Source organism: Microcoleus sp. AT8-B5 (genome assembly GCF_036705565.1).
Classification (GTDB): domain Bacteria; phylum Cyanobacteriota; class Cyanobacteriia; order Cyanobacteriales; family Microcoleaceae; genus Microcoleus.
On the sequence record NZ_JAUBUY010000005.1, the window covers coordinates 37,189 to 51,154 of the forward strand.

General features: G+C 50.7%; 7 protein-coding genes. All 7 read left to right on the forward strand.

What is annotated here, in order from left to right; all coding sequences use genetic code 11:
- The first annotated feature begins 618 nt into the window (after window positions 1-618).
- The 7 genes from rpsT to QUB39_RS05315 all read left to right on the forward strand — a co-directional run bounded on the left by rpsT (window position 619) and on the right by QUB39_RS05315 (window position 13,666).
- Window positions 619-921, forward strand: coding sequence for a 30S ribosomal protein S20 (rpsT, locus tag QUB39_RS05285; RefSeq protein WP_333041544.1), 303 nt, complete (start codon window positions 619-621; stop codon window positions 919-921).
- A 357-nt stretch (window positions 922-1,278) separates the two neighbouring features.
- Window positions 1,279-2,058 (forward strand): TatD family hydrolase, encoded by a 780-nt coding sequence (locus tag QUB39_RS05290; protein WP_333054820.1) that lies wholly within the window; start codon window positions 1,279-1,281, stop codon window positions 2,056-2,058.
- On the forward strand, window positions 2,027-2,209 hold the full coding sequence (locus tag QUB39_RS05295; protein WP_333054818.1) for a hypothetical protein: 183 nt from the start codon (window positions 2,027-2,029) through the stop codon (window positions 2,207-2,209). Before QUB39_RS05290 ends, QUB39_RS05295 begins: the two co-directional genes overlap by 32 nt.
- Window positions 2,210-2,661: 452 nt before the next feature.
- Window positions 2,662-6,048, forward strand: a complete 3,387-nt coding sequence (gene rpoB / locus QUB39_RS05300) for a DNA-directed RNA polymerase subunit beta (protein WP_333054817.1) — start codon at window positions 2,662-2,664, stop codon at window positions 6,046-6,048.
- Between the two features lie 162 nt (window positions 6,049-6,210).
- Window positions 6,211-7,203, forward strand: a complete 993-nt coding sequence (locus QUB39_RS05305) for an HNH endonuclease (protein WP_333208269.1) — start codon at window positions 6,211-6,213, stop codon at window positions 7,201-7,203.
- A gap of 179 nt (window positions 7,204-7,382) precedes the next feature.
- Window positions 7,383-9,257, forward strand: coding sequence for a DNA-directed RNA polymerase subunit gamma (locus tag QUB39_RS05310; protein WP_333054814.1), 1,875 nt, complete (start codon window positions 7,383-7,385; stop codon window positions 9,255-9,257).
- Between the two features lie 278 nt (window positions 9,258-9,535).
- Window positions 9,536-13,666: a DNA-directed RNA polymerase subunit beta'' gene (locus tag QUB39_RS05315; protein WP_333208268.1), complete on the forward strand. Its 4,131-nt coding sequence runs from the start codon at window positions 9,536-9,538 to the stop codon at window positions 13,664-13,666.
- Window positions 13,667-13,966: the final 300 nt, after the last annotated feature.

Here is a 13,966-nt window from a genome sequence, read left to right on the forward strand (position 1 = left end):
GCCAAATTATTGTATACTTGAAAATTGCGCGCAAGAAACCGTGACTTTAACTCGTGACGGTGGAAACACCGCAAAACGCCTCTGTAAAACCCGTGTCATACCTTTGGGTATTGTCAGGGGTAAAGAACAGGCAGTTAACTACCAGCCGGGAAGTCCCTCGGTATATTTAGAGGGGATTAATCAGAGCGCTGCGCCCCGTACCCCGTTGGGAATTACTCCTTGGGATGAAAGGCTCGTCGGGTTTCGGTACCGAAACCGACAATTATTCTTTTATACCCCAAGATGATCGGGAAATACTCTGATACTATATTAGCAAGTGGGGGTGGAACTACCTCACTATAAAAAGCCTTTGAAAAAAAGGAAAAAGAAGCTTGCGCTCTAACTGTACTCAGTTGACCGTCAGGCTTGTTCACATGAGTCAATAAAAAATTATTGCGCGGGCGTCGCCAAAAAGTAGCCACAGACTCAGCTCAATCTGAGCGCATGGAAAGTGGCTGTCTTACTCCGCCATTAAAAATCAAGCTTTTTGCGGATCGATCCCGAAAAGGTTGTCCTTGAAAATCCCCGTGTCTTTAGACTAGGGCGTATCCATGAATACCTACTTCCAGCAACTGAACTATGGCAAATATTAAGTCCGCCGTCAAACGAGTCAAAATCGCCGAACGTAACCGCTTGTACAACAAATCTTACAAGTCAGCGGTCAAAACTTTGATGAAGAAGTATTTCGCTGCGGTAGACAAGTACGCCGCAGCTCCGAGCCCGGAATTAATGCAAGAAGTCCAGCAGCGAATGTCTGAGGCATACAGCAAAATTGACAAAGCTGTCAAAAAAGGTGTACTCCACCGCAACAACGGCGCTCGCAAAAAGTCCCGCTTGGCAAGAACCCTCAAGCCACACGAAGCATCCTCGGTAGCATCTTAAGGAAGCAGAAAGTTCGGCAACGAAGCAGTGTACAAGATTGAAGGGATGGATGTTGAGGGAAGAAGTCAATCGATTTTCGATTTTCGATTTTCGATTTTCGATTGAAGCATTGACTTGCGCGAGATAAATACGTTCGGCAAGTTTCATCGGATACAGGTTTTTTATTTCTGGACGGATGAATCACGTGGCGGGTATCCTGGATGCGGGAATTGTCAAGCGTGAAGCAGGAAGAAGGAAGAAAGAAGACGGAAGATTTTTCCCACACACTCTCTCCCACTCCCACTCCCCGACTCTCTCACTCCCCCCTCGCCCTATCCCACCAAGACTCTCCCGTATCACCTCTAATCTGCTTCCCCCATGCAGCTCATCGACACTCACGTTCATATCAACTTTGAAATCTACAAATCTGAGTTAGAAGCCATTCGAGAACGCTGGCGCGAAGCTGGTGTAGTTCGGCTGGTTCATTCTTGTGTAGAGCCAGAAGAGTTTGCCGGCATTCAAGCAATCGCCAATCAGTTTGCAGAAGTCTCGTTTGCGGTTGGACTTCACCCCCTAGATGCGGACAAGTGGAAAGACGAGACTGCGAGCCAGATTAGGGAATTAGCAAGTTCGGACTCTAGGGTAGTAGCGATCGGCGAAACCGGACTGGACTTTTATAAAGCTGACGATCGAGAACACCAGTTTAAAGTGTTTGAGGCACAGCTTGCAATCGCCCAGGAACTTGACAAACCAGTCATTATCCACTGTCGCGACGCCGCCGCCCCAATGGCCGAAATGCTGAGGAACTTTTGGCAAACACGCGGGCCCGTGCGCGGGGTCATGCACTGCTGGGGAGGCACACCCGAAGAAACCCAGTGGTTTTTAGACCTAGGTTTCTACATTAGTTTTAGCGGAACAGTCACCTTTAAAAAAGCCTTGCAAATACAAGAATCAGCTTGTATGGTAAATAGCGATCGCATCCTAGTCGAGACAGATTGCCCTTTTCTCGCCCCCGTACCCCAGCGGGGAAAACGCAACGAACCAGCCTATGTCTACTACGTAGCCGAGCAAGTTGCTAAATTGAGAGGAGTTTCTCTCTTAACTTTGTCCCAGCAGACAACCGAAAATGCCTGTCAGCTATTCGGCTTTTCTGTTTAGTTATAGCAGAGCACAGAAAGGAGAAAAACAGGTTGATTTAGGAGCCAGCGATCGGGATAATCCCATTTCTATCCTGCCAGAAAAACCGGATTCATCCTTTATTGGAGATTCTTTTGGCGTTGCCTGTTGCGATCGGATTTGCGTCCTATAATAAAAAGAACCGACCGATCGGGCGTTGGCTTAGTATCCGATCCTGCGAGGTCGCCCAGGAACTACCAACACAACGCGAGTACGCTAAACTTCGGGATCGGTCAAAACTTCAGGCAATACCTCAAACTTACACACTCAAACTTACACATCAGAAGAAACTTGGAACCTCAGCAATTTGGCAATAGCTGTCAAGTCAATTTTAGGAGTCAAAAGTGTAGGGAATTCACCCCGGGATACCACGAGATCAGAGCTAAAAGCATCTCGATCGAAACTAAAATCCGCACAAAAATACTGCGAGCCCCAAGCAATAATAACCGTTGCAGCAGTTGGCAGGCGATCGAAAACATCATATAAATTCTCTCACACAATCCATCAAAAAAACGCAACAAGGTAAAAAAAACCCAGCCTTGGCGCCATGTAAAAAGCTAGAGCCACTGCGGAAAAAGGACACCCATGACCACTAAAGATTACACAGAATTCGCCTTCACCTTGCCCGATTTGATCGAAATCCAGCGGGCAAGTTTTCGCTGGTTTCTAGAAGCCGGGCTGATCGAAGAACTCGACAGCTTCTCCCCGATTACAGACTACACGGGCAAGCTGGAACTCCACTTCATGGGCAAAGACTTCAAACTCAAGCGCCCCAAATATGATGTGGACGAAGCCAAGCGCCGGGACAGCACCTACTCGGTGCAAATGTACGTCCCCACCCGCCTGATTAACAAAGAAACAGGGGAAATCAAAGAACAAGAAGTCTTCATCGGCGATTTACCCTTGATGACCGAGCGCGGCACATTCATCATCAACGGCGCGGAACGGGTGATTGTCAACCAAATCGTGCGTTCCCCCGGCGTGTACTACAAATCGGAAACCGACAAAAACGGTCGGCGTTCCTATAACGCCTCGCTCATCCCTAACCGGGGCGCGTGGCTCAAGTTCGAGACAGACAAAAACGATTTAGTCTGGGTCAGAATCGACAAAACCCGCAAACTATCGGCTCAGGTGCTGCTCAAAGCCCTCGGACTTACAGACGGCGAAATCTACGACTCCCTGCGGCACCCGGAATACTTCCAAAAGACGATCGAGAAAGAAGGACAATTCGGCGAAGAAGAAGCTTTGATGGAGCTCTACCGCAAACTCCGTCCCGGTGAACCCCCCACCGTAGCGGGCGGCGAACAGCTCCTCAACTCGCGCTTTTTCGACCCCAAACGCTACGATTTGGGCCGAGTCGGCCGTTACAAACTCAACAAAAAATTGCGCTTGACAGTCCCCGATACCACGCGGGTGCTGACATCCCAAGATATTTTGACAGCGATCGACTACTTAATTAACCTCGAATTCGACATCGGTTCCACCGACGACATCGACCACTTAGGCAACCGTCGCGTCCGCAGTGTCGGAGAACTGCTGCAAAACCAAGTCCGAGTCGGCCTCAACCGCTTAGAACGGATCATCCGCGAAAGAATGACCGTCTCGGATGCCGACTCCCTCAGCCCCGCCTCTCTGGTCAACCCCAAACCGCTGGTAGCAGCAATCAAGGAATTCTTCGGTTCCTCCCAGCTATCCCAGTTCATGGATCAAACCAACCCTCTGGCAGAACTGACTCACAAACGTCGGCTTTCCGCCTTGGGCCCTGGAGGTTTGACTCGCGAACGCGCCGGGTTTGCAGTACGGGACATTCACCCGTCCCACTACGGCCGGATTTGCCCGATCGAAACACCAGAAGGCCCCAACGCCGGTCTGATCGGTTCCTTAGCAACCCACGCCCGCGTCAACCCCTACGGCTTCATCGAAACTCCTTTTTATCCAGTAGAAAAAGGACGGGTGCTGCGCGACAAAGCCCCTGTTTACATGACAGCCGACGAAGAAGACGATTTGCGCGTCGCCCCCGGAGACATCAGCCTCGACGAAAACAACAACCTCTTGGGCGAAACCGTAGCCGTCCGCTACCGCCAAGAGTTTACTACCACCACTCCCATGCAGGTGGACTACATGGCGATTTCGCCCGTGCAAATCGTCTCCGTCGCGACATCGCTGATTCCGTTCTTGGAACACGACGACGCCAACCGAGCTCTGATGGGTTCGAATATGCAGCGGCAAGCTGTGCCGCTACTGAAACCAGAACGGCCCCTCGTCGGTACGGGCTTGGAAGCTCAGGCGGCGCGAGATTCCGGGATGGTTGTGGTTTCCCGGATCGACGGCGAGGTGATTTACATCGACGCTACCCGGATTATTGTCAAACCCCTGGCTGTAGATGCCGAATCGAATTCCAGCGAAGAACATTTCCTGATTAAGGAATACGACGATCTCAAAGTCAAACAGCCCTCGGTTTGGAAGCAAAAGTATGCTGGCTGCATCGAACACGAACTGCAAAAATATCAGCGTTCTAACCAGGATACTTGTTTAAACCAGCGTCCGCTGATTTATGAGGGCGATCGCGTCGTAGCAGGTCAAGTGCTCGCCGACGGTTCCTCCACCGAAGGGGCAGAACTCGCTCTGGGTCACAACATCCTCGTAGCTTATATGCCTTGGGAAGGCTACAACTACGAAGACGCGATGCTAATCAGCGAGCGTTTAGTGTACGAAGATGTGTACACTTCGATCCACATTGAAAAATACGAAATCGAAGCCCGTCAAACTAAACTCGGCCCAGAAGAAATCACCCGCGAAATTCCTAACGTCGGCGAAGACGCGCTGCGCCAGCTAGACGAACAAGGAATTATCCGCAAAGGTGCCTGGGTAGAAGCCAGCGACATCCTAGTCGGCAAAGTCACCCCCAAAGGCGAATCCGACCAACCGCCGGAAGAAAAACTGCTGAGGGCAATCTTCGGCGAAAAAGCCCGCGACGTGCGCGACAATTCCCTCCGCGTCCCTAACGGCGAAAAAGGCCGCGTGGTGGATGTGCGGGTGTTTACCCGCGAACAGGGCGACGAACTGCCCCCTGGCGCCAACATGGTCGTCCGCGTCTACGTAGCTCAAAAGCGGAAGATTCAAGTCGGCGACAAAATGGCCGGCCGCCACGGAAATAAGGGTATTGTGTCCCGGATTCTGCCGATGGAGGATATGCCTTATTTGCCCGACGGGACTCCGGTTGACATAGTGCTCAATCCCTTGGGCGTACCGTCGCGGATGAACGTAGGTCAGATTTTTGAGTGCTTGCTGGGATGGGCGGGCGAAAATCTGTCGATGCGGTTCAAGATGGTGCCTTTTGATGAAATGCACGGGGCTGAAAAGTCGCGGGAAACCGTACACGGTAAGCTACAGGAGGCACGGGAAAAAACCGGTAAGCCTTGGGTGTTTAATGAAAAGCACCCCGGCAAGACTATTGTCTACGATGGCAGAACTGGGGAACCGTTCGATCGCCCGATCACAGTCGGCATCGCTTATATGCTGAAGCTGGTTCACTTGGTAGACGATAAGATCCACGCCCGTAGCACAGGCCCTTACTCGCTGGTAACGCAGCAGCCTTTGGGCGGCAAAGCGCAGCAGGGGGGTCAGCGGTTCGGAGAAATGGAAGTCTGGGCTCTGGAAGCGTTCGGCGCCGCTTATACTTTGCAAGAGTTGCTGACTGTCAAGTCGGACGATATGCAGGGGCGGAATGAAGCGCTGAATGCGATCGTCAAAGGCAAAGCTATCCCGCGCCCCGGTACGCCGGAATCTTTCAAGGTGCTGATGCGGGAGTTGCAGTCTTTGTGCTTGGATATTGCTGTGCACAAGGTGAATACGTCCGACGAGGGCAGCGAGCACGTTGAGGTGGATTTGATGGCAGATGCTGGGGGCAAGCGATCGCCCTCCCGGCCTACTTACGAATCGCTTTCTCGTGACGAACTTGACGAGGATTAGGGATTTTAGATTTTAGATTTTAGATTTTAGATTGAAGAATTGTTTGACAGCATTCAATCTTACATCTCACATCTAAAATCGAGAAGTCCCAATTAAAATGCCTCAGCAGTGGTACGAACACTGGTGAGGCGAATCAACGCTCTTAAGAGGAGAGACGCTGACATGACTATTGTAACAGTTGTCCCAGGAATAGAAGGAGAATTTGACCGGGCGACAGGCTGTATTAACTGGCAAGGGAGCAAGTTTGGCAACGGTTACGGGCGCAAGTGGCTCGATGGCAAAACGGTATTAGTCCACCGATTAGTCCTCGAATCAAAAATAGCAGGATTCCTTGGTTCCGGTTATTTTGCTTGCCACACCTGCGACAATCGAAGCTGCATCAACCCAGCACATCTCGTAGCGGGAACTGCGGCTGAAAATACCGGGCAGATGATGGGGCGCGATCGCAAAACTCCCAGACGCAAAAGTATTCCCGGTATTGGCATATTGTCGATCGCACAACTCCGGGAAATTCAGACTAAATATTTATCTGGAACCATCAAGAACCACCTAGCAAAAGAGTATGGAGTACAACATGAAACTATTATTAAGATACTTCAGACAAATATTCCCGATAACTTCACTACAGTTTCACCCAATTTTTTAGGAGAAATTCAAGACAGCGGCTGCATCATTTTCTCAGGTGGAAAGGATGGTCAAGGTTATGGCAGATACTGGAAAAATGGGAAATTAAAATCAGTTACCCGTGCTGTTTTAGCCGAGAAATTAGGATATGAACTTCCGACTTCGATGGATGCTTGTCATACCTGCGACAATCCCAGTTGCATCAATCCAGAACACCTTTGGGCTGGTACTCGCACTCAAAATTTGTTAGATGCTTCTAAGAAAGGACGCACTCAAGGCAAAAGTCATCCTCTTTCCAATGCCAAATTAGATTGGGAAAAGGTGCGAGAAATTCGACAAAAGCTAGCAGCAGGAGAGAGGATGAAGGATGTAGCACAGGAATACAGTGTCGGCCGCAAAACCATACACGATATTAAATATCACGTCACTTGGAAGGAAGCAGGTCAACAGGTTCCACTTCCTCGCATGGGTGGACATCTCGATCGCAAATTTACTTTTGCTCAAGCTCTTGAAATCAGAGAACGAATTTAAGCCGGAGAATCCATTGCTAAAATTGCTCAGGAATTTGAGGTGTCCAGAAATGTCATTTCTGATATCAAAAGGAATGTCACATATAGAGGAGAATAAAATTGATTTAAGCCGCAAAACAAGCAAACAAAAAAGATAAATTACCACAAATAATCGACTGTAAATCATCAATTGGAGTCAAAATGGCTAAGATAGAACAACGCTTTGATTACGTCAAGATAGGGTTAGCTTCACCAGAAAGAATTCGACAGTGGGGAGAGAGAACTTTACCCAACGGTCAGATAACCGGCGAGGTGACAAAACCCGAAACAATTAATTATAGGACATTAAAACCTGAAATGGATGGCTTGTTTTGCGAGCGCATTTTTGGGCCTGCCAAAGATTGGGAATGTCATTGTGGGAAGTACAAACGAGTTCGCCATAGAGGCATTGTTTGCGAAAGATGCGGTGTTGAAGTCACTGAATCTCGCGTCCGCCGCCATCGCATGGGCTTTATCAAATTAGCAGCTCCAGTCGCTCACGTTTGGTATCTCAAAGGCATCCCGAGTTACATGGCAATTCTGTTAGATATGCCGCTGCGAGATGTCGAACAAATCGTGTATTTCAATGCCTACGTTGTCCTCAATGCAGGTAATGCAGAGAAGCTGCAATACAAGCAATTGCTTACAGAAGATGCTTGGCTGGAAATAGAAGACGAACTTTACAGCGAAGATTCCACACTCACAGGTGTAGAAGTAGGGATTGGTGCTGAAGCTTTGCAAGTTTTGCTGCAAAATATTCCGCTAGAAAGTGAAGCGGAAAAGTTGCGGGAAGATATTGCTAATGCTAAAGGTCAAAAACGGGCGAAGTTAATTAAACGCTTGCGAGTGATTGACAACTTCATCGCTACGGGTTCTCAACCCGATTGGATGGTGCTCAATGTGATTCCGGTGATTCCCCCGGACTTGCGGCCGATGGTGCAGTTAGACGGCGGGCGTTTTGCAACGAGTGACCTCAACGACCTTTATCGGAGAGTCATCAACCGCAATAACCGCTTGGCGAGACTGCAAGAAATTCTGGCGCCCGAGATTATCATCCGCAACGAAAAGCGGATGCTACAAGAAGCTGTGGATGCGCTGATTGACAACGGTCGCCGGGGCCGGACTGTGGTGGGCGCAAACAACCGCCCGCTGAAGTCGCTGTCGGACATCATTGAAGGGAAACAAGGGCGCTTCCGGCAAAACTTGCTCGGGAAACGAGTTGATTACTCCGGGCGTTCGGTGATTGTGGTGGGGCCGAAACTGAAGATTCATCAGTGCGGTTTGCCGAGGGAAATGGCGATCGAACTTTTCCAGCCTTTCGTCATCCACCGCTTGATCCGCCAAGGATTGGTCAACAACATCAAAGCTGCCAAAAAACTGATCCAGCGCAACGATCCCAGCGTTTGGGACGTGCTTCAGGAGGTGATTGAAGGACACCCGGTCATGCTAAACCGGGCGCCGACCCTCCACCGTTTGGGGATTCAAGCCTTTGAGCCGATTTTGGTGGACGGGAGGGCAATTCAGCTTCACCCGCTAGTCTGTCCGGCTTTTAACGCTGACTTTGACGGCGACCAAATGGCCGTGCACGTGCCTTTGTCTTTGGAATCTCAGGCGGAAGCGCGCTTGCTGATGCTGGCTTCTAACAACATCATGTCGCCGGCAACCGGAAGACCGATCGTTACTCCTTCTCAAGATATGGTGCTCGGTTGCTATTACTTAACAGCCGAAAATCCTGACGCTCAAAAAGGAGCCGGTCACTATTTCTCCAACCTTACCGACGCGGTTGTAGCTTACGAACAAGGAGTCGTTGACTTGCACTCCTATGTGTGGGTGAGGTTTCAAGGCGCTATCGAAAACATAGAACCTGAAGGAGAACCACTGAAGGTAGAACGCTCTACCGACGGTATCGTGACGAAAGAATACAAGTTCCGCCGAGTTCGGGAAGACGGAGACGGCAAGGTGCTCAATCAGTTCATTCGCACTACTCCGGGCCGGATTATTTATCACCAAACTATTGAGTCGGTGATAAATAATTAGGAGGTAATGGGTAAGGGGTGGTGGGTAATTACTAATAAGTAATCGCTAATAAATAATGGTGATTTAAGTTAGGAAATTTACCCATTACTGCTTACTAATTACTAATCAATACGGTTGGGTTAATGTTGGGTGGGTGAAATGTTGGGTGGGTGAAATGTTGGGTTTCGTTCCTCAACCCAACCTACTTACTACTGCCCTCTGCCTCGCAGCAAGAGAGCCTCCTGCGTCAATACTCCAATTACCAATTACTACTACTACTACTACTACTACTCAGAAAAATGACAGAAAATAAGGAAATTGTTTTTCGCAATCGAGTTGTTGACAAAGGTCAGCTCAAAAAATTAATCTCTTGGTCTTTCATGCACTACGGAACGGCCCGTACAGCGCAAATGGCAGATAAACTCAAAGACTTGGGTTTCCGCTTTGCGACACGGGCCGGAGTTTCGATTAGCGTAGATGACTTGCAGGTGCCACCGTCGAAACGATCGCTCCTAGATGCAGCCGAAGAAGAAATCCGCATCACCGAACAAAAATACACCAGAGGCGAAATCACCGAAGTAGAACGGTTCCAAAAAGTAATCGACACCTGGAACAGCACCTCAGAAGACCTCAAAGACGAAGTAGTCAAAAACTTCCGAGCCACAGACCCCCTAAACTCCGTCTACATGATGGCCTTCTCCGGGGCGCGGGGAAACATTTCTCAAGTGCGGCAGCTAGTCGGAATGCGCGGATTGATGGCAGACCCGCAGGGGGAAATTATTGACTTGCCAATTAAAACCAACTTCCGCGAAGGACTCACCGTCACCGAATACATTATTTCTTCCTACGGCGCGCGCAAAGGCTTGGTAGATACAGCCTTGCGGACAGCAGACTCTGGCTATCTTACTCGCCGTTTGGTGGATGTGTCCCAGGATGTAATTGTGCGCGAAGTAGACTGCGGCACCCAGCGGGGAATTCGAGTCCGGCCGATGACGGACGGAGCAACAGTGCTGATTCCCCTCAAGGACAGGCTGCTAGGGCGCGTGTTGGCGAGGGATGCGGTGCACCCCAAAACGGGGGAAATCGTGACTTACGGCAGCGAAAAAGCCGTCCGAAATCAGCCAATTACCGATGAGTTGGCCACAGAAATTGGTAAAGCTGGGGTGGCAGAAGTGTATTTACGATCGCCCCTGACTTGTGAATCAACCAGATCGGTTTGTCAGCACTGCTATGGCTGGAGTCTAGCCCACTTGAAAATGGTGGACATGGGAGAAGCGATCGGGATTATTGCGGCTCAGTCGATCGGCGAACCGGGAACCCAGCTCACCATGCGTACCTTCCACACCGGCGGCGTATTCACCGGAGAAGTCGCCAAACAAGAACGCGCCCCTACAAGCGGCGTAGTGAAATTCAAGAACCTGCGTACTCGCTCCTTCCGCACCAGACACGGCGAAGAAGCACTGGTAGCCGAAAACAACGGCAAACTCGTATTTGAAGGCGACGGATTTGAAGAAGGAAAATCCGGTGCCAAAAATCAAAAACTGAAAATCGAATTGGCGATCGTCCAGGGTTCTACTCTGATGGTCAAAGACGGACAGCGCGCCATTCCCGGTCAAGTTTTGGCAGAAGTGCCGATCGTCGGTCGCGCCGCCCGCAAAACTACGGAAAAAGTGACTACAGACGTAGCTTCCGACTTAGCCGGAGAAGCCAAATTTGCTGATTTGGTGCCAGAAGAAAAAACCGACCGCCAAGGGAACACAACCCGCACAGCCAGCAAAGGCGGGCTGATTTGGATTCTCTCAGGAGAAGTCTACAACTTACCCCCCGGCGCCGAACCAGCAGTGAAAAATGGCGATCGCATTCCAGCAGAAAGCGTGATTGCCGAAACTAAACTCGTCTCCGAACACGGTGGCGTAGTCCGCATCGCTGACCCCAGAGAAATCGAAATTATCACCGCCCAAGTCCTGCTCGACCAAGCAGTCGTGCGGGCCGAAAGTGCAGGCGGCCGCGACCACTACACGATCGAAACATCTTCTAAGCAGCGGTTTTCCCTGAAGACGGCTCCTGGGAGCAAAGTCATCAACGGAGAAGTCGTCGCCGAACTGCTCGACGACAGCTACCGCACAGCTACAGGAGGCATCGTCAAGTACGGCGGAGTCGAAGTCCACAAGCGCGGCAAAGCTAAACTTGGCTACGAAGTCGTGAAGGGGGGGACTCTGCTCTGGATACCGGAAGAGTGCCACGAGGTCAATAAGGATATTTCTCTACTGCTGGTGGAAGATGGCCAGTACGTAGAGGCCGGTACAGAAGTCGTTAAGGATATTTTCTGCCAAACCAGCGGGGCAGTGGAAATCACTCAGAAAAATGACATCCTCCGGGAAATTGTGATCAAGCCGGGGACGCTCCATGTAGTTGACCGCCCGCCGCTAACTTTCGGGGAAGGTCAAATCGTCAACGCCGGTCAAGAGATTTCCCCAGGCTTGATTGCCGAAGAGTTGGGCTATGCCGAGTATATCGAAACTCCCGAAGGCCCGGCTTTGCTGCTGCGGCCGGTGGTGGAGTTCCCGGTGCCGGATAAGCCACCAGTGCCTTCTCAGACGGCGCTGAATGAGTCGATCTCTTTGAAAGCAGTGCAGCGACTCCCTTATAAGGATGGGGAGCGCGTCAAATCTGTCGAGGGATTGGAACTGCTGCGGACTCAGCTTATTTTGGAAATTGGTTCGGGAGCTCCGCAACTGGCGGCGGATATCGAGCTGCTGCCGGATGAGGACGATGCTATGGCTTTTGGAGCCGACGGTTCGGGCCCGGCTTGGGGTTCGCCTGAAGACGTTAGTGCGTCGCAAGAGTTGGCCATGGCTGTGGCTGATGGGGGCGATCGAGTTTCCAAGACTTTCCGCTTGCAGCTAGTCATTTTGGAATCGCTAGTAATTCGGCGGGATGTGTCTGCTGATCCGACTCAGGGCAGCACTCACACGCGGCTGTTGGTGGAGGATGGGCAGTCGATCGCGCCCGGGGCAGTAGTCGCCCGCACAGAGATTCTCTGCAAAGAAGCGGGTATCGTGCGGGGCATCCGTGAGGGCCAGGGCGAACCAGTGCGCCGACTGTTGGTGATGCGAGATGCGGATTCTATTTCCATCTCTGTCGCCAGCACGCCGGATGTAAGTCCGGGTCAACTGCTGGTAGCTGGTACCGAAATAGCTCCAGGCGTCGTTCTCGAAGAATCCGGCCAAGTTGTGAAGGTTGTCCCTGCCTCAGAGACAGAACCGGCCAAACTCTTGCTCAGAATAGCTCGTCCTTACCGAGTTTCCGCCGGTGCCGTGCTGCACGTAGACGACGGCGACTTGGTGCAGCGGGGTGACAACTTGGTGATTCTGGTGTTTGAGCGGGCAAAGACTGGGGATATCATCCAAGGTTTGCCACGGATTGAGGAACTTCTGGAAGGACGGAAGCCCAAGGAAGCCTGTATTTTAGCCAAGCGGCCGGGGACGGCTCGCGTGGTTACGGATGACGACGTTGTGGAACTTGCGGTGATTGAGGATGATGGCCGGATTGAGGAGTATCCTTTGTTGCCCGGTCAAAACCCGATCGTTTCCGACGGACAGCGCGTAGGCGTCGCCGAAGCTTTGACCGATGGGCCTGCTAACCCCCACGAAATTCTGGAGGTGTTCTTCCACGTGCTTAAGGAGCGGCAGTCTACTTTTGAGGCGGCTTTGGAGAGTTTCCAACAGGTGCAGACGTTTTTGGTGAATGAGGTGCAGTCGGTTTATCAGTCTCAGGGCGTGGATATTTCCGACAAGCACATTGAGGTAATCGTCCGCCAGATGACCAACAAAGTCAGGATGGAGGATGGTGGCGATACTACCATGCTCCCCGGCGAGTTGGTGGAGTTGCGGCAGGTTGAGCAGGTGAATGAGGCGATGTCAATTACTGGTGGAGCACCGGCGGATTATACTCCGGTGTTGCTGGGGATTACTAAGGCTTCGCTGAATACTGATAGCTTTATTTCCGCTGCTTCGTTCCAGGAGACTACGCGGGTGTTGACTGAGGCTGCGATCGAGGGTAAATCCGACTGGCTGCGGGGCCTGAAGGAAAATGTGATTATCGGCCGCCTGATTCCTGCGGGTACTGGGTTCAATGCCTATGAGGATGCTGGGGTGCAGGATGCGGGTTTTGATGGTGCTGTTTTTGATGACGATATCCACGATTTGCAGGAGGATGTGGTGCTTGACGATCGCACTGCGCGTCGTGCTTATACGATCGAGAGCGGTTATGAGATTGGGCGTCCGTCCGATCTTGAGCCTGATGAGGATTTTGAGGAAGTTGAGGTTGATGAGGACGATTTTGTCGCTGAGACTGAGGATGATGCTTTGGGCTCGGATGTTGATGATGAGGATGATATTGGTTTTGATTTTGATGAGGATGAGGATTAATCGCAGTTTTGAGGCTGCATGAAGTGAGTGAATGGTGTTGCGATCGCTGAGGATAATTTGGTTCCACGGGCGCCGCACACTTCGATTTCATGACTTGAAAAATCTCAAATTATCCTCACTAATTAACAGTCCGAACTCATAGCATTGTGCGATGAGACATCCAAAGGAAGAAGGAAGAAGAAAGATTCAGAGTTTAAACAAACTTTGTAAATAAGAGAGTTTTAATTGTTTGTTGGTTTAAACAAACAATTCTTTCTTCCTTCTTCCTTTTTCCTTTTTCCTTCTTATTCCTTTTTCATG